17 protein-coding genes are annotated in these 16845 nt (G+C 63.6%); 8 read left to right on the top strand and 9 right to left on the bottom strand.

Annotated features, from left to right (window positions below):
- Positions 1 to 27: 27 nt before the first annotated feature.
- From hyi to lysM, 3 genes are all read left to right on the top strand, one after another.
- Positions 28 to 828 carry a hydroxypyruvate isomerase gene (gene hyi / locus NCS58_RS07100; protein ID WP_250476595.1) on the top strand — a complete coding sequence of 267 codons (801 nt, stop codon included), beginning with the start codon at positions 28 to 30 and terminating at the stop codon, positions 826 to 828.
- A gap of 27 nt (positions 829 to 855) precedes the next feature.
- Positions 856 to 1764: a 2-hydroxy-3-oxopropionate reductase gene (locus tag NCS58_RS07095; protein ID WP_061117417.1), complete on the top strand. Its 909-nt coding sequence runs from the start codon at positions 856 to 858 to the stop codon at positions 1762 to 1764.
- Positions 1765 to 2067: 303 nt separating this feature from the next.
- Positions 2068 to 2562 (top strand): peptidoglycan-binding protein LysM, encoded by a 495-nt coding sequence (lysM, locus tag NCS58_RS07090; protein WP_061117418.1) that lies wholly within the window; start codon positions 2068 to 2070, stop codon positions 2560 to 2562.
- A gap of 79 nt (positions 2563 to 2641) precedes the next feature.
- Here lysM and NCS58_RS07085 read toward each other — a convergent pair whose 3' ends face one another.
- The 6 genes from NCS58_RS07085 to NCS58_RS07060 all read right to left on the bottom strand — a co-directional run bounded on the left by NCS58_RS07085 (position 2642) and on the right by NCS58_RS07060 (position 8650).
- The gene (locus NCS58_RS07085) at positions 2642 to 3634 is read right to left on the bottom strand and encodes an asparaginase (RefSeq protein WP_250476594.1); all 993 of its coding nucleotides are present in this window, start codon (positions 3632 to 3634) and stop codon (positions 2642 to 2644) included.
- A 31-nt stretch (positions 3635 to 3665) separates the two neighbouring features.
- A complete protein-coding gene (locus NCS58_RS07080) occupies positions 3666 to 4592 on the bottom strand; it encodes a CysB family HTH-type transcriptional regulator (RefSeq protein WP_061117420.1) in 927 nt (308 codons plus the stop codon).
- A gap of 34 nt (positions 4593 to 4626) precedes the next feature.
- Positions 4627 to 5697 (bottom strand): sulfate/molybdate ABC transporter ATP-binding protein, encoded by a 1071-nt coding sequence (locus NCS58_RS07075; RefSeq protein ID WP_061117421.1) that lies wholly within the window; start codon positions 5695 to 5697, stop codon positions 4627 to 4629.
- Between the two features lie 16 nt (positions 5698 to 5713).
- Positions 5714 to 6622: a sulfate ABC transporter permease subunit CysW gene (cysW, locus tag NCS58_RS07070; RefSeq protein WP_061117422.1), complete on the bottom strand. Its 909-nt coding sequence runs from the start codon at positions 6620 to 6622 to the stop codon at positions 5714 to 5716.
- Positions 6619 to 7524 (bottom strand): sulfate ABC transporter permease subunit CysT, encoded by a 906-nt coding sequence (gene cysT / locus NCS58_RS07065; RefSeq protein WP_061117423.1) that lies wholly within the window; start codon positions 7522 to 7524, stop codon positions 6619 to 6621. Before cysT ends, cysW begins: the two co-directional genes overlap by 4 nt.
- A 91-nt stretch (positions 7525 to 7615) precedes the next feature.
- On the bottom strand, positions 7616 to 8650 hold the full coding sequence (locus tag NCS58_RS07060) for a sulfate ABC transporter substrate-binding protein (RefSeq protein ID WP_061117424.1): 1035 nt from the start codon (positions 8648 to 8650) through the stop codon (positions 7616 to 7618).
- Positions 8651 to 8908: 258 nt separating this feature from the next.
- On the opposite strand from NCS58_RS07060, the gene lexA reads away from it, so the two are divergent.
- The 3 genes from lexA (at position 8909) to NCS58_RS07045 (ending at position 10819) form a co-directional block, all read left to right on the top strand.
- Positions 8909 to 9586, top strand: a complete 678-nt coding sequence (lexA, locus tag NCS58_RS07055; RefSeq protein WP_061117425.1) for a transcriptional repressor LexA — start codon at positions 8909 to 8911, stop codon at positions 9584 to 9586.
- Positions 9587 to 9792: 206 nt separating this feature from the next.
- On the top strand, positions 9793 to 10119 hold the full coding sequence (locus tag NCS58_RS07050; RefSeq protein WP_061117426.1) for a hypothetical protein: 327 nt from the start codon (positions 9793 to 9795) through the stop codon (positions 10117 to 10119).
- Between the two features lie 100 nt (positions 10120 to 10219).
- Complete coding sequence (locus tag NCS58_RS07045) at positions 10220 to 10819, top strand: DUF2939 domain-containing protein (RefSeq protein ID WP_250476592.1); 600 nt, start codon at positions 10220 to 10222, stop codon at positions 10817 to 10819.
- Between the two features lie 17 nt (positions 10820 to 10836).
- Here the strand turns inward: NCS58_RS07045 and NCS58_RS07040 are convergent, their stop codons facing one another.
- The gene (locus tag NCS58_RS07040) at positions 10837 to 11346 is read right to left on the bottom strand and encodes a universal stress protein (RefSeq protein ID WP_061117618.1); all 510 of its coding nucleotides are present in this window, start codon (positions 11344 to 11346) and stop codon (positions 10837 to 10839) included.
- A 331-nt stretch (positions 11347 to 11677) separates the two neighbouring features.
- On the opposite strand from NCS58_RS07040, the gene nodI reads away from it, so the two are divergent.
- Both nodI and NCS58_RS07030 read left to right on the top strand, forming a co-directional pair.
- Complete coding sequence (gene nodI, locus NCS58_RS07035; RefSeq protein ID WP_250476591.1) at positions 11678 to 12640, top strand: nodulation factor ABC transporter ATP-binding protein NodI; 963 nt, start codon at positions 11678 to 11680, stop codon at positions 12638 to 12640.
- Between the two features lie 4 nt (positions 12641 to 12644).
- On the top strand, positions 12645 to 13505 hold the full coding sequence (locus tag NCS58_RS07030; protein WP_284502157.1) for an ABC transporter permease: 861 nt from the start codon (positions 12645 to 12647) through the stop codon (positions 13503 to 13505).
- Positions 13506 to 13563: 58 nt separating this feature from the next.
- Here the strand turns inward: NCS58_RS07030 and gnd are convergent, their stop codons facing one another.
- Positions 13564 to 14544 (bottom strand): phosphogluconate dehydrogenase (NAD(+)-dependent, decarboxylating), encoded by a 981-nt coding sequence (gene gnd, locus NCS58_RS07025; protein ID WP_061117429.1) that lies wholly within the window; start codon positions 14542 to 14544, stop codon positions 13564 to 13566.
- Between the two features lie 6 nt (positions 14545 to 14550).
- A complete protein-coding gene (gene tkt / locus NCS58_RS07020; RefSeq protein ID WP_250476645.1) occupies positions 14551 to 16644 on the bottom strand; it encodes a transketolase in 2094 nt (697 codons plus the stop codon).
- Positions 16645 to 16845 lie beyond the last annotated feature (201 nt).

Raw genomic sequence — 16845 nt, 5'->3', positions numbered from 1 at the left:
CCACTGACCGACCATCAGGACAAAATAATGCCGAAATTTGCTGCGAACCTGACCATGCTGTTCAACGAAGTCCCGTTCCTCGACCGCTTTGCCGCGGCGGCGAACGCGGGCTTCAAGGCGGTCGAGTTCCTGTTCCCTTACGCGTTCTCGATCAGCGACATCCAGAGGCGCCTGAAGGACAACGACCTGCAGATCGTGCTGCATAACCTGCCCGCGGGCAACTGGGAAGCGGGCGAGCGCGGTATCGCCTGCCTGCCGGATCGCGTCGCGGAGTTCCGCGAAGGCGTGCCGCGCGCGATCGAATATGCCAAGGCGCTGAACGTGCCGCAACTGAATTGCCTCGTCGGCATTCCGACGGCGGGCGTCTCGGCGGAACAGGCGCGCACGACGATCATCGAGAATCTGCGTTTTGCGGCAGACGCCCTGAAGAAGGAAGGCATCAGGCTGCTAGTCGAGCCGTGCAACGCGTACGACATTCCGGGCTTCGCGCTCAACCGTTCGAAAGAAGGACTGGATGTGATCCGCGCGGTCGGCTCGGACAATCTGTTCCTGCAGTACGACATCTATCACATGCAGCGCATGGAAGGCGAACTCGCGGCGACGATCAGGAAGAACCTGCCGCAGATCGCGCATATCCAGCTCGCCGACAACCCCGGCCGCAACGAGCCGGGCACGGGCGAAATCAACTACGCGTATCTGTTCGGCCTGCTCGACGAGATTGGTTATCAAGGCTGGATCGGCTGCGAGTACAAGCCGCTCAATGGCACCGAAGCGGGCCTCGGCTGGCTGCAAAGCATCGGCGGCGTGAAAGCCACCGCTGCCGCTTAAATCTGACACACAGGAGGAGCTGGAAGCATGGCAACCATCGGTTTCATCGGTCTCGGCATCATGGGCGCGCACATGGCGCGCAATCTCATCAAGGGCGGTCACAAGCTCGTCGTGAACGGCAAGTATCCGGTGCCGGACGATATCCGCGCGCAGACGCAGGTCGTCGCGGATTCCACCGCGGTCGCGCAGGAAAGCGAGATCGTCATCACGATGGTGCCCGACACGCCCGATGTCGCCAATGTGCTGTTCGCCGATGACGGCGTCGCGAAGGGTCTCACGAAGGGCAAGCTCGTGATCGACATGAGCTCGATCGCCCCGCTCGACACGCAGGAGTTCGCGAAGAAGATCAACGCGCTCGGCTGCGACTATCTCGACGCGCCGGTGTCCGGCGGCGAAGTCGGCGCGCGTGAAGCGACGCTCACGATCATGGTCGGCGGTCCCGAGAAGTCGTTCGAGATCGCAAAGCCTTTGTTCGAACTGATGGGCAAGAACATCTCGCTCATCGGCGACAACGGTGCGGGTCAGACGTGCAAGGTCGCGAACCAGATCATCGTCGCGCTGAACATCGAGGCGGTCGCGGAAGCGCTGCTGTTCGCGGCACGTTCGGGCGCCGATCCGGAGCGCGTGCGTAAAGCACTGATGGGCGGTTTCGCATCGTCGCGCATCCTCGAAGTGCATGGCGAGCGCATGACGAAACGCACGTTCAATCCGGGCTTTCGTATCGAGCTGCATCAAAAGGATTTGAACCTCGCGCTCGACGGCGCGCGCAAGATGGGCCTCGCCCTGCCCCACACGGCGAGCGCGCAGCAATTGTTCAGCGTATGCGCCGCGAACGGCGGAAAGGCGTGGGATCACTCGGCGCTCGTGCGTGCGCTCGAAATCATGTCGAACTTCCAGGTGGCCGAAGAGCCGCAGCAGGCCAAGGCTGCTGCGTGATTCGTATCGCCTGAACCGTGGGGCGTCCCGCGTATGGGCACGCGGGACAAATGTCGCTCTGGGCTGAGGGCGGCAAAGTGGGGTCCGAGAGCGGCACCCGGCGGTGCGCCGGGTAAGCCTTGGTCGGTCAGACGGTTTGTCGTCGGGTGTCCGCGTCGGATTGTTGCAGTTTGTGTCTTACTGCTGAAGCATGAGCGGTGTACAAATCCTTTTGTGAAAACTCAGAACTATCTGGTGGTCATCGCGACTAATCTGCCTAGACTTCGCGAGCCGTAACACCAGTGTTAATCAAGGAGTTGAACAATGGGAATCCTCAGCTTTATCAAGGAAGCAGGTGAGAAACTCTTCGGCGCAGTCTCGTCGAAGGCTGAAGCGGCGCCGGCCGCGGCGCCTGTCGATGTCGCGGCGCTGAATCAGAAAGCGGGCGAAGCCATCGCGACGTACATCCGTTCGCAGGGTCTCAATGCGGACAATCTGGATGTGAAGTATGACGGCGCGTCGCATACCGTGACCGTGTCGGGCCAGGCGCCGGATCAGGCGACGAAGGAAAAGATTCTCGTCGCGGCGGGCAATGTGCAGCACGTCGACAAGGTCGATGACCAGTTGACCGTGCCCAGTAGCGAGCCCGAGTCGCAGTATTACACCGTCGTGTCGGGCGACAATCTTTGGAAGATCGCCGAGAAATACTATGGCAACGGCTCGAAGAACGATGTGATCTTCGAAGCGAATAAGCCGATGTTGAAGAGTCCGGACAAGATTTATCCAGGGCAGGTGCTGCGTATTCCGGCGGCGAACTGATTTTTCTTGGTTTCGACGATTCGAACGCGGACTTCGGTTCGCGTTTTTTTGTCTTGCAATCAATCAAACAAAACAAAAACTAGTAAGCATCGAAAACGCGCTGCAGGTCTCCGACCCCCGAAGCCAGAGCAAGCATCAACAACACCCGCGCCTTATAGGCATTAAGCGTCCCCGCACTGACGCTCCCGAGCGCGTCATCATTCGCGGCGCCGTTGCGCATCACATGCCCCGACCCCACGCGCGACGCGCGCACCACCGCGACGCCCTGCCTTACCGCATCGGCGAGCGCCTGCGTGAGCGTCGCATGCATCGAGCCGTTGCCCGTGCCCGCGACGACGATCCCGCGCACACCCGCCGCCACGAGGGCATCGACCATCACGCGCGATGCATCCGCGTAACTCGCGACGATCTCGACCATCGGCCATTCATCGGTCACGGAAAACTCGCTGGCAGTGGTATGCGGCCGCACGACCGTACGCTGAAACTCGACGCGCCCGTCCTGCACGAAGCCGAGCACGCCGGTCTCGGGCGAACGGAACGCATCGACCGCGTAGGTGCTCGTCTTGGTGACATCGCGTGCGCAGTGGATCTGATTATTGAATGCGACGAGCACGCCCTTGCCCGCCGCGTCCTTCGAGGCCGCGACCGTCACCGCGTTCAGCAGATTGAGCGGGCCATCGGCGGACAGCGCGGTCGATGGACGCATCGCCGCCGTCAGCACGACAGGCTTCGCGTGCTTCACGGTGAGATGCAGCAGATACGCGGTTTCTTCGAGCGTATCGGTGCCATGCGTGACGACGACGCCATCGATATCGTCCTGCGCGAGCAGTTCATTGACGCGCGAGGCGAGCGCGGTCCACAGCGCAACGCTCATGTCCTTGCTGTCGATGCTCGCGATCTGCTCGGCGTGAATGCGCGCGACTGTACCTAGCGCGGGTACGGCATCGAGCAATTTGTCGACGCCGACGACGCCCGCCTTGTAGCCCGCCGTCTTCGATGCATCACCGGCGGACCCGGCGATGGTGCCGCCCGTTGCCAGCACGGCAATGCGAGGGAGAGAGGAAGTATTCATGCCGGCGATTGTAAATCAGCCGGCATGTGAATCACGCCGTTTCGCGAAGCTGGGCCGCGATCTGCGCTTCTTCGAGTTGCGGCGCGAACATCTCGATCAATCGATACGCGTACGCCCGCAGGAACGCGCCCTTTCTCAGCCCGACGCGCGTCGTGCTGGCCTCGAAAAGATGCTGCGTGTCGAGCGCGACAAGCTCGGTGTCCCGCTTCGCGTCGTAGGCCATCGCCGCGACAATGCCGATGCCCATGCCCAGCTCGACATACGTCTTGATGACGTCGGCATCGATCGCGGTCAGCACGATATCGGGAATCGCGCCCGCGCTCGCGAACGCCTGATCGACGTGCGAGCGGCCGGTGAAGTCCTGGTCGTAGGTGACGATCGGATATTCGGCGATCTGCTCGAGCGTGATGTTCTCGCGGCCGACGAGCGGATGATCCTTCGGCACGACGACCGTGTGATGCCACGAATAGCACGGAAACGTGACGATGTCCGGGTAACGGTCGAGCGCTTCGGTCGAGATGCCGATATCCGCCTCGCCATTGATGATCATCTGCGCGATCTGCTGCGGGCTGCCCTGGCGCAACGCGAGATGCACCTTGGGGAACACTTCCGTGAACTGGCGGATGACCTTCGGCAGCGCGTAACGCGCCTGCGTGTGGGTCGTCGCGACGACCAGGTGGCCGTTGTCCTGATCCGCGAACTGGCGCGCGACGCGCCGCAGGTTCTCGGCGTCGAGCAGCATGCGCTCGATCAGCTGATGCACCTCCTTGCCCGGCTCGGTGAGTCCCGTGAGACGTTTGCCGCGTCGAATGAAGATATCGACGCCGAGCTCGTCCTCGAGATCCTTGATCTGTTTCGACACGCCGGATTGCGACGTGTAGAGCACGTTGGCGACCTCCGTCAGATTCATGTTCTGACGCACGGCCTCGCGCACGAAGCGCAGTTGCTGAAAATTCATGTGAACCTCTCCGCGATCCTTTTATGTCGTTATGTCATTGCGCCGGCGATGGCGCCGGAAAGACCCGCAGCGCGCGTGGCACGGCCGTCACGCCATCGCCGATATCGAGCTTGAGCGCGCGCCATGCCTCCCGATCCAGCTCCGCCTCGATCACGCTGCCCGCGCTGCCTTCGAGCTCGACGCGCACCGAGCCGCCCAGCGTCACGACGCGCCGCACGCCGACCACGATGCCATCGCGATGCGCGCCGTCGGCGGGATACAGTGCGAGATCATGCGGGCGCACATACGCAAGCGCCCGGCCGCTGAAATGCGCCTGTGTGGCGATCGGGCTCGCGGCGCCATCGGCGACGAAGCCGTTCGCATCGACATTGCCCTGTAGCCGGTTCGCCGCGCCGAGAAACTCGTACACGAACGACGTCTGCGGATGATCGTACACGTCCTGCGGGCTACCTACCTGCTCCACCCGCCCATGATTCATCACGACGATGCGGTCCGCCACTTCGAGCGCCTCTTCCTGGTCATGCGTGACGAAGAGTGTCGAGATATGCAGATCGTCGTGCAGGCGGCGCAACCAGCTGCGCAGTTCCTTGCGCACTTTCGCGTCGAGCGCCCCGAACGGCTCGTCGAGCAGGAGCACTTTCGGCTCGACGGCGAGCGCGCGTGCGAGCGCGATGCGCTGCCGCTGTCCGCCCGACAGCTCGGACGGAAAACGTTCGGCGAGCCAGTCGAGCTGCACGAGCTTCAGCAGTTCATGCACTTTCTCGCGGATCGCGGCTTCGCTCGGACGCTCGCGGCGCGGCTTCACACGCAGGCCGAACGCGACGTTCTCGAACACCGTCATGTGCCTGAAGAGCGCGTAATGCTGGAACACGAAGCCGACTTGCCGCTCGCGCGCGCCGACTGCCGCGACGTCCTCTCCATGCAGCACGACTTGTCCCGCATCGGCGAACTCGAGGCCTGCGATGACCCGCAGCAGCGTGGTCTTGCCGCAGCCGGAAGGCCCGAGCAGCGCGACCAGTTCGCCTGCAGGAAAATCCAGCGTGACGTTGTCGAGCGCGGTGAAATCGCCGAAGCGTTTTTGCAGATTGCGAACGATGATGCTCATGATGTTGTCGGCCTCTTCAATGCTGTGCGGGTTTCCGGGCTTCGCTGACGGCTTGCGACATGCGCCGCTCCGCGAGGAGCTTGAGCGCGAGCGTGACGAGCGCGAGCAGCGCGAGCAGCGACGCCACCGCGAACGCGGCCGAGAAGTTGTATTCGTTATAGAGAATTTCGACGTGCAGCGGCATCGTGTCGGTCTGGCCGCGGATGTGGCCCGACACGACCGATACCGCGCCGAACTCGCCCATCGCGCGGGCGTTGCAGAGGATCACGCCGTAGAGCAGGCCCCACTTCACGTTGGGCAGCGTCACGCGCCTGAAGATCTGCCAGCCCGATGCACCGAGCACGTGCGCCGCTTCCTCTTCGTCGTTGCCCTGCGCCTGCATCAGCGGAATCAGCTCGCGGGCGACGAACGGGAACGTCACGAAGATGGTCGCGAGCACGATGCCCGGCACCGCGAAGATGATCTGCACGTCATGCGCGGCGAGCCACGGGCCGAACCAGCCCTGCGCGCCGAAGATCAGTACGTAAATGAGACCCGAGATCACCGGCGAGACCGAGAACGGCAAATCGATGAGCGTGGTCAAGAGCGCCTTGCCGCGGAAGTCGAACTTCGCGATCGCCCACGACGCCGCCAGTCCGAACACGACATTCAGCGGCACGGCGATCGCGGCGGTGACCAGCGTGAGCTTGATCGCGGACCACGCATCCGGATCCTTCAGCGACTCGAAGTAATAGTCGATGCCTTTCGCGAATGCCTGCACGAACACCGCGACGAGCGGGACCACGAGAAAGAGCGCAAGAAACACGAGCGCGATGCCCGTGAGCAGCCAGCGCACGGCACGCGGCTCGGTGACGGGGTTGAGGCTGTGCTTGCGCACGCGCACGGGTGCGTGCACCGGAAGCGCCTTGCTATCGGGCGTGCTCATGCGTGACCTCCGCCCGGATGTCCGACGTGCAGCGAAGGGCCGGCCGCGACGGCAGGCGCCGCGCCCGTCCTGCTCGTGCGCCGCTGCAGGAACCACTGCAGCGTATTGATGAAGAGCAGCATCAGGAACGACACGCACAGCATCACGACGGCGAGCGCGGTCGCGCCGGCATAGTCGTACTGTTCGAGCTTCGTGATGATGAGCAGCGACGTGATCTCGGATTTCATCGGCACATTGCCCGCGATGAAGATCACCGAGCCGTACTCGCCGAGTGCGCGCGCGAACGCGAGCGCGAAACCCGTCAGTAGCGCGGGAAAGACCGAAGGCAGCACGACGCGGCGAAACGTCAGCCAGCGCGTCGCGCCAAGGCACGCGGCGGCCTCTTCCTGCTCCCGTTCGAATTCTTCCAGCACGGGCTGAACCGTGCGCACGACGAAAGGCAAGCCGATGAACGTCAGCGCGACGAGCACGCCCAGCGGCGTGAAGGCGACCTTGATGCCGAGCGGCGCGAGATATTGCCCGATCCAGCCGTTGCCCGCATAGACCGCGGCGAGCGAGATGCCCGCGACGGAAGTCGGCAGCGCAAACGGCAGATCGACGATCGCATCGACGATGCGCTTGAACGGAAACGTGTAGCGCACAAGCACCCACGCGACGAGAAAGCCGAACACCGCGTTGATGAGTGCGCCGCCGAGCGCCGCGCTGAACGTGAGCCGATACGACGCGAGCACGCGCGGCGAGGTCACTGCGCGTACGAACTGCGCCCAGTCGAGCGTCGCCGTCTTCGCGAAGGTGGCGGCGAGCGGAATCAGCACCACGAGGCTCAAGTACGCCACCGTGATGCCGAGCGTCAGGCCGAACCCGGGAAGCGCGCTCGGCTTCTTGAATGTGAGGGTCGTCATCCTTGATTGATCCTTTTTTGCGCCGGGGTGAGGCGCGTTGCTGCTTCGGGCGCGCGGCGTCATGGATGCGCCGCGTCGCCCGCTTCTTCTGTTACTGCGGTTGATAGATCGAATCGAACACGCCGCCGTCCGCGAAATGCGTCTTCTGCGCCTTGGTCCAGCCGCCGAACGTGTCGTCGATGGTGTAGAGCTTCAGCTTCGGAAACTGCTTGGTGAGTTCGGCGGGCACCTTGTCCGAGCGCGGCCGATAAAAGTTGCGTGCGGCGATCTGCTGTCCTTCGTCGCTATACAGGTACTTGAGATAGGCATCGGCGAGCTTGCGCGTGCCGTGCTTGTCGACGACCTTGTCGACCACCGCGACCGGCGGTTCCGCGAGGATGCTCACCGTCGGCACGACGATCTCGAACTTGTCGGTGCCGAACTCTTTCACCGAAAGGAACGCTTCGTTTTCCCACGCGATCAGCACGTCGCCCTGGCCGCGCTGCACGAAGCTCGTCGTGGCGCCGCGCGCGCCGGAATCGAGCACGCCGGCATTCTTATAGAGCTTCGTCACGAAATCTTTCGCGGTCTGCTCGTTGCCGCCCGGCTTGTGCTGCGCATACGCCCACGCCGCGAGGTAATTCCAGCGCGCGCCGCCCGAGGTCTTGGGGTTCGGCGTGACGATCGACACGCCGGGCTTCGTCAGATCGTCCCAGTCCTTGATGTGCTTCGGATTGCCTTTGCGCACGAGGAACACGATCGTCGACGTGTACGGCGACGCGTTGTCCGGCAGGCGCTTTTGCCAATCCGCGCCGACGAGTCCCTTGGAGGCGAGCGCATCGATGTCGTAAGCGAGCGCGAGCGTGACGACGTCGGCCTGCAGACCGTCGAGCACCGCGCGAGCCTGTCCGCCCGAGCCGCCGTGCGATTGCTTGAAGGTCACCGTCTCGCCGGTATCGGCCTTCCACTTTTTCGCGAACGCCTGATTGAAGTCCTGATACAGCTCGCGGGTCGGGTCGTATGAGACGTTCAGAAACGACGTCTGCGCGAAGGCCGACGCGGCCATCCCAACGCCCGCCGCCGTCAGCGCCGCCGCCGCGAGCAGGCGCCGCGCGCCTTTGCCCAATCCCAGTCTGATGCTTTGCATTCCCCGTTCTCCGTCTTATCGAATTGACGGAATCAGTCTATCGAGGCGTCTATATGATTAGAAATAATCGTTATTCACTTTTTTATACGTAAAACTGCTAAGAACGATATTCCTGGATGGAAAAAGCGATCGCGGCCGCTAAGCGTGCGCGCGGCAGCCGCAGACGGGCGAACTTAAAGTAAAGCTTGAAAAGCGCGAAATACTGTATAAAAATACAGTCATCTGTCCATCCATACAGTGCACCAAGGGCCCGAGCCAGTGACCAAGACATCAAAACTTACCGCGCGGCAGCAGCAGGTGTTCGAACTGATCCAGCGCGCGATCGACCGCACGGGCTTTCCGCCGACGCGCGCCGAGATTGCGGCGGAACTCGGCTTCAGCTCGGCGAATTCCGCGGAGGAGCACTTGCGGGCGCTGGCGCGCAAGGGCGTGATCGAACTCGCGGCGGGCTCGTCGCGCGGCATCAGGCTGCTCGGCGATGCCTCGCGCTCCGATCGTTCGGAGGACATGCCCCATCAATTCACGCTGCCGCATCAGAGCATCATGCAGCTGTCGCTGCCGCTCGTCGGGCGTGTCGCGGCCGGGAGTCCGATCCTCGCGCAGGAACACATCTCGCAGCATTACGCCTGCGACCCCGCGCTCTTTTCCAGCCGGCCGGACTATCTGCTGAAAGTGCGCGGCCTCTCGATGCGCGACGCCGGCATCCTCGACGGCGACTTGCTGGCCGTGCAGAAGCGCACCGAAGCGAAAGACGGACAGATCGTGGTCGCGCGTCTCGGCGACGACGTGACGGTCAAACGCTGGAAACGCCGTCCGGACGGCGTCGAGCTCATCGCCGAAAACCCGGACTACGAGAATATTTTCGTGCGCTCCGGCAGCAGCGATTTCGCGCTGGAAGGCATCGCGGTCGGGCTGATTCGTTCAGGCGAGTTCTGAGGTCTCCGCGCGACATGGGCGGGAAGCGAAAGTCGGAGGCAAATCATTCGCTCACTTTCGCAACGGGACAAGAAATGTCTCATTGACATCGCAAGATAGCCTCACCAACCGCTTTCGACGTTCAGTCGAGCCGGTTCAAACATAACAAGCATGACGGCCGCCGTGCGCGGTGCGCCGCGGTGCGTCCTATCGTCTGGAGAGTCATCATGGAACGTTTTGCCCGGCTGCTGCCCTTCCGTCAATTCGGCCGCCTGCGCCATCTGCGCGCGCTGATCGCCTGCGGCATGCCGCGCGCCGAAACTACGTCGGATCTCTTCGACGAAATGCCCGCGCTGCCGTCCCAGCAGCCGGCTTTCGCGCGCGTGTCGTTGAACAGCACAGTGCATGCGGAGCCGGAACAGCGCGCGCCGGTGCGTGTCTATCGCGGCCAGTCACGCGTGATTCTGGTAGGCAAGATCGACGAAGTGTCGCGCATGATCGACCGTTGCATCGCGGAGGAAAACGCGGGGCTCACCGGCGGCATCCTCGCCTGAAACGAGGCGCACCGCCCGCAGAATGTGAATTAACGGGATTTATCACGCGCCTGCGAGGTCAATTTCAGATTCACGTTTTGCAGAGAGGCTTCGCCGTCGCATGTCCCGCACTAGCCGCTCCGTCGCCGCCGCAGTCGTCGTCCTGATTCTCGCCGCGGCGCTCGCTTTTATCTATGCGTCGCCTTACATCGCGCTGAACCGCGTAAAACGCGCAGCCGATGCGCGCGATGCGCAGACCGTCAACGAGTACGTCGATTTTCCCGCGCTGCGCGCGAGCCTCAAGGAGCAGGTCGGCGCGCTGCTCACGCGCCGCGTCGATATACAAAAGAGCGGCAATCCGCTCGCGATCATCGGGGCGATGATCGGCGCAGCGCTCGTCGGTCCTCTGGTGGACTCCTATGCGACACCGGACGGCGTCGCGGCGATTCTGAACGGCATTCCGCCGCGCGGCGATCCGGGCGAGCAGCCGCCGCCGGCCGGGAGCGGCTCATCGGCGGCGCACCCGGACGCGCCGGCCCCCGGCGTCACGACCGCGCAGCAGACACCGAAGGTGCCGCCCCAGACCACGGCCGGTTATCGAAGCCTGAACACGTTCGTCGTCACGTATCAGCACGGCGCCGGAGATGCGCGTTACTCGGCGATCTTCCATCGCTACGGCCTCATGACATGGAAGCTCGTCGCGGTCGATCTCAACGGGTGACGCGTCGAACGTCCTCTTCAGGCGCCGGCTTCGGCCTTGACCGGTTTCGCGGCGTAGGCCGCTTCATCTTCGGCCTCCGCCGATTCACCGGCCTGACAGACGGCTACAAGAATGCTGCACTTCACGCGGTCGAGCAACGGAGTGTTGCCCGCGCCCATCCACCAGCGCGCGAGACCGTTGCGGCAGCGATGCCCCACCACGACGAGATCGACCTGAAGGCTTTCCGCAAGCGCCGCGATTTCGTCGATCGGGTGCCCGAACGCGAAGTGTCCCTGCGCCTGAAGACCCCGCTCGCGCAGCCAGTCGACGCCTTCCTGCAAAATATCGCGCGCGGCCTCCTCGAAGCGTCCGCAGGCCATATCGGTTAGCAGTCCGGCGCTCTGCGCAATGCTCGATCGCATGTCCACCACCGCGAGGACGTGCGTCTCGGCATTCAGGTCCAGCGCGAGATTCGCGCCTTGCCGCAATGCCTTGCGACCCTCTCTGGAACCGTCATAGCAGAGCAGGATTTTTCGGTAGCTTTCCATCATGACCTCCCTGGCCAACTTGCCCTTCGCGCCCGCTCGATGCGACCACAGCGCGATTTACCCGCGGCGTTGCTTCATCATCGTGTGTCGCCACATGCGTGGCAACGCTGGAAAACGCTTACCGGCGCGAACATGCTAGCTCGCACCGTGCCAGAACTCTGAACACGCCAACGGACAAGCCTCTGGCACTTTCGGCCGGAACCGGTTCAACGCTCGCCGCACAGGTTTGAAACGCGCCCGCCGCACGCGGTTGCACGCCAGGCATCGCCTTGGTGCAATGGATTACACTAGCCCGCTGGATTTCCCCACGCGGTTTTCCCGGCACGAATGCATGACTGATCAAACATTGCAACAGCGCACTGCACGCGGGTCCGATGAAAGCGGCGCGCCCGCCATCGAGTTCAGCGAAGTAAGGAAGCACTACGGTGAACGCACCGTCGTCGATGGTCTCTCGTTCGATGTGCGGCCCGGCGAATGTTTCGGACTGCTCGGCCCGAACGGCGCGGGCAAGACGACGACGCTCAAGATGCTGCTCGGCATCACCTCGCCCGATAGCGGCGCGATTCGTCTCGTCGGCGAGCCGGTCCCCGCGCGCGCCCGGTTCGCGAGAGAACGCGTGGGCGTCGTGCCGCAGTTCGACAACCTCGATCCCGATTTCACGGTGCGCGAAAACCTGACTGTCTTCGGCCGCTACTTTGGTCTGACCGGCGCGCGCATGGATGCGCTCGTGCCTTCGCTGCTCGAATTCGCGCGTCTGGAGAGCAAGGCGAATGCGCGCGTCGGCGAATTGTCGGGCGGCATGAAGCGGCGTCTCACGCTCGCGCGCGCGCTCGTCAACGATCCCGATGTCCTCGTGATGGATGAACCAACGACCGGACTCGATCCGCAAGCGCGGCATCTCATCTGGGAGCGCCTGCGCTCGCTGCTCACGCGCGGCAAGACCATCCTTCTGACGACGCATTTCATGGAAGAAGCCGAACGTCTGTGCGACCGCGTCTGCGTGATCGAGGAAGGCCGCAAGATTGCCGAAGGACGTCCGCACGATCTCATCGAATCGGTGATCGGCTCGGATGTCATCGAGATTTACGGGCCCGATCCGCAGGCGCTCGCGACGGAACTCGAGCCGTTCGTCGAGCGCATGGAAGTGAGCGGCGAAACGCTCTTTTGCTACGTGGACGATCCGCAGCCCGTGCATGCGCGCGTGAAAGGCCGCGCGGACGTGCGCTATCTGCATCGTCCGGCGAATCTCGAAGATGTTTTCCTGCGTCTCACGGGACGGGAAATGGTGGACTGACTCAATGGATACGCTCGAACCATCCCGCATCGACAAGAACAAGAAACGCGAGCGGGCGCAGCCGAAACACGCGCAAAGCGTGACGCCGCTAGCCAGCGCGCTGCCCGCCAATGCAACGCACTGGATGTCGGTCTGGCGGCGCAACTATCTCGTCTGGAAGAAGCTCGCGATTGCCTCGATGATCGGCAATCTCGCCGACCCCATGATCTATCTCTTCGGCCTGGGACTGGGTCTCGGGCTGATGGTCGGGCATGTCGACGGTGTGTCGTACATCGCGTTTCTCGCGGCGGGCACGGCGGCATCGAGCGTGATGATGTCCGCGAGCTTCGAGGCGATGTACTCGGGCTTCTCGCGCATGCACGTTCAGCGCACGTGGGAAGCCATCATGCATACGCCGCTCACGCTCGGCGACATCGTGCTCGGTGAGATCGTATGGGCCGCGAGCAAGTCGGTGCTCTCTGGCGTGGCGATCATGATCGTCGCGGGCGTGCTCGGCTATGCGAGCTTTCCGTCGATGCTGATCGCGCTGCCCGTCATCGCGCTGACGGGACTCGCGTTCGCCAGCACCGCGATGGTCATCACCGCGCTCGCGCCGAGCTACGACTTCTTCATGTTCTATCAGACGCTCGCGCTCACGCCGATGCTCTTGCTCTCCGGCGTGTTCTTTCCGATCGCGCAACTGCCCGCGCTCGCTCAGCGCGTCACGCAGGTACTGCCGCTCTTTCACGCGGTCGAACTGATCCGCCCCGCGATGCTCGGCCGCCCGTTCGACGGCGCAGCCCTCCATGTGCTCGTGCTGTTCGCGTATGCGCTCGTGCCGTTCTTCCTGTGCGCATGGCTCTTCCGGCGGCGCATGATGAAATGAAAAACGGCGATGGACCGCTCAAGTCCATCGCCGTATTTACACCGTCGACGAAGCAACGCTACTTCGCGGGAAACTCGTGATGTCCGCCGAAGCCGAAGCGCATTGCCGAAAGCATGCGTTCGGGGAACGATTCGGCATCGCGCGAACGGAAGCGCGTGTAAAGCGCCGCCGACAGCACCTGCGCGGGCACCGCTTCCTCGATCGCCGCCTCGATCGTCCAGCGCCCTTCGCCGCTGTCCGCGACTTCCGCCGAGAAGCGCTCGAGCGTGCCGTCGCTGGCGAGCGCGCCCGCGGTCAGATCGAGCAGCCATGACGACACCACGCTGCCGCGCCGCCATACTTCGGCGATATCCGCAAGATCGAGCGTATAGCGTTCGCCTTCCGCGAGGTCCTTCGACTCCTTGTGCCTCAGGATGTGAAAGCCTTCGGCATACGCCTGCATCAGACCGTACTCGATGCCGTTGTGGACCATCTTCACGAAGTGCCCCGAACCGACCGGTCCGCAATGCATGTAGCCATTCTCGACGCGCGGATCGCGCCCTTCGCGGCCGGGGGTCTCGGGAATGTCGCCGCGTCCCGGCGCGAGTGTCGCGAGAATCGGATCGATCCGGCGCACGACCGCCTCATCGCCGCCGATCATCATGCAGTAGCCGCGCTCCAGTCCCCAGATGCCGCCCGACGTGCCGACATCGACGTAATGGATGCCCTGCTCGCGCAACTGCGCGGCGCGGCGGATATCGTCTTTATAGAAGCTGTTGCCGCCGTCGATGATCACGTCGTCCGCGCCGAGAATCTTGTGCAGATCGTTGAGCGTGTCTTCGGTGATCTTCCCCGCGGGCAGCATCAGCCAGACGACGCGCGGCGCGGCCAGCTTCGCGACGAGATCGCCCAGGTCCTTCGCGCCCGTCGCGCCGTCGCTTGCGAGCGCTTCGGTCGCTTGCGGATTGTGATCGTACGCGACGCAGGCATGCCCGCCGCGCATCAGCCGCCGCCCGATGTTGCCGCCCATGCGCCCCAGTCCCACGATGCCGATCTGCATGATGATTCACTCCTTGCCGTTGGATTTCACGCGTTCGATCTGCTTCTTCGCGGCTTCGTAGACCGCTTCCGGCGTGAAGCCGAACTTGCTCTTCAACGCCTTCAACGGCGCCGATGCGCCGAATGTGTGCATCACGATCTGGGTTCCCAGTCGGCCGACATAGCGATCCCAGCCGAGCGTCGCGGCCTGCTCGACGCAGACGCGCGCATTCACGTCCGGCGGCAGCACCGAGTCCTTGTACGCCGTATCCTGCTTCTCGAAGATGTCCCACGACGGCATGGACACGACGCGCGCCGCGATGCCTTCGGCCTTCAGTTTTTCGTAGGCCTCGACGCACAGCGACACTTCACTGCCGGTCGCGAGCAGGAGAACCTCGGGCTTCTTGCCGCCTTCGGCATCGGCGAGCACATACGCGCCATGCTTCACGCCATCAGCCGATGCGTACTTCTTGCGATCGAAAGTCGGCAGCGCCTGGCGCGTGAGCACGATGCAGGACGGCTCCTTCGAATGCGACAGCGCGACGCGCCACACTTCGCTCACCTCGTTCGCATCGGCGGGGCGCAGCGTGCAGAGGCCCGGCACGCCGCGCAGGGAGGCCAACTGCTCGATCGGCTGGTGCGTCGGACCATCTTCGCCGACGCCGATCGAATCGTGCGTGAACACGTAGATCACCGGCACTTCCATGATCGCCGAGAGGCGGATCGGCGGCTTCATGTAGTCGCTGAAGATCAGGAACGTCGATCCATACGGACGCAATCCGGAGAGCGCCAGGCCATTGCAGACCGCGCCCATGCCGTGCTCGCGAATGCCGAAGTGCAGATTGCGTCCGCCGTAGCTGTCGTGCTCGAAGCTGCCCGCGCCCTCGAACTTGAGATTCGTCTTCGTCGATGGCGAGAGATCCGCCGCGCCGCCGATGAGCCAGGGAAGACGCGGCGCGATGGCGTTCAGCACCTTGCCCGACGAATCGCGCGTGGCGATGCCTTTTGCGTCGGGCTCGAAGGTCGGAATATCGGCGTCCCAGTTGTCGGGAAGCTTCGATCCGAGCATCAGCCACGCTTCTTTCGCGAGCTCGGGATTGGCCTTCTCGTAGGCGTCGAAACGCTGCTTCCACTCGGCATGCAGCTTCTTGCCGCGCGCGCCCATGCCGTCGGCGATGTGCTGCATCACACCATCGGGTACATAGAACTGCTTGTCCTCCGGCCAGCCGTAGAACTTCTTCGCGAGCTTCACCTCTTCCTCGCCGAGCGCCTCGCCGTGCGCGCTCGCCGTGTCCTGCTTGTTAGGCGCGCCCCAGCCGATGATGCTCTTCACGACGATCAGCGTCGGCTTGTCCGTGTGCGACTTCGCCTTGTTGATGGCATCTTCGAGCGCCTGCGCGTCGTTGGCGTCGTCGACGTGCAGCGTGTGCCAGTTGTAGCCGTGAAAGCGCGCTTCGACGTCGTCGCTATACGCGAGATCCGTATGGCCTTCGATGGTGATGCGGTTGCTGTCGTAGATCCAGATGAGGTTCGAAAGCCGCAGATGCCCCGCGAGCGACGCGGCTTCGTGCGACACGCCTTCCATCATGTCGCCGTCGCCGCACAGCGCGTAGACGCGGTAGTCGAAGATCGTGTCCTCGCCCTTGTTGAAGTGGGCTTCCTTCCAGCGCGCGGCCATCGCCATGCCGACGCTGTTGCCGAGACCCTGTCCGAGCGGGCCGGTCGTGGTTTCGACGCCGGTCGTCATGCGGTATTCCGGGTGACCCGGCGTCTTGCTGTCGAGCTGGCGGAAATGCTCGATGTCGTCGAGCGACACGGCGGGCTTGCCGGTCGGCTTGCCCTCATCGTCGACTTCCTTCACGCCCGCCAGATGCAGCAGTGAGTAAAGCAGCATCGACGCATGGCCGACCGACAGCACGAAGCGGTCGCGATTCGGCCAGAGCGGCGCGTCGGGGTCGTAACGAAGATGGTTCTGCCAGAGATGGAACGCGACGGGCGCGAGCGCCATCGGCGTGCCGGGGTGGCCGGAATTGGCCTTTTGCACGGCGTCCATCGAGAGGGTACGGATGGTGTCGATCGCGAGGCGATCGAGATCTTTGGCCTGAGGTGTTGCTTGAGACATGAGCGACGACTCCTTTGCGAAGAGCGCGCTGTGGCGAAAGGCGCCGCAGCGGGCAACCAGGACCATCGAGCAAGTGTAGTGCCTTGAAACCGGCACCGCACCGCGAATGTTGCGAGGGGTGCGCCGTGGGGGGGGGGGGGGGGGGGGGGGGGGGGGGGGGGGGGGGGGGGGGGGGGGGGGGGGGGGGGGGGGGGGGGGGGG

The sequence above is a fragment of the Caballeronia sp. INML3B genome (assembly GCF_023631305.1).
Classification (GTDB): domain Bacteria; phylum Pseudomonadota; class Gammaproteobacteria; order Burkholderiales; family Burkholderiaceae; genus Caballeronia; species Caballeronia turbans.
Note: the sequence above shows the minus strand (reverse complement) of the source record. Positions and strands in the feature narration are given on the sequence as shown.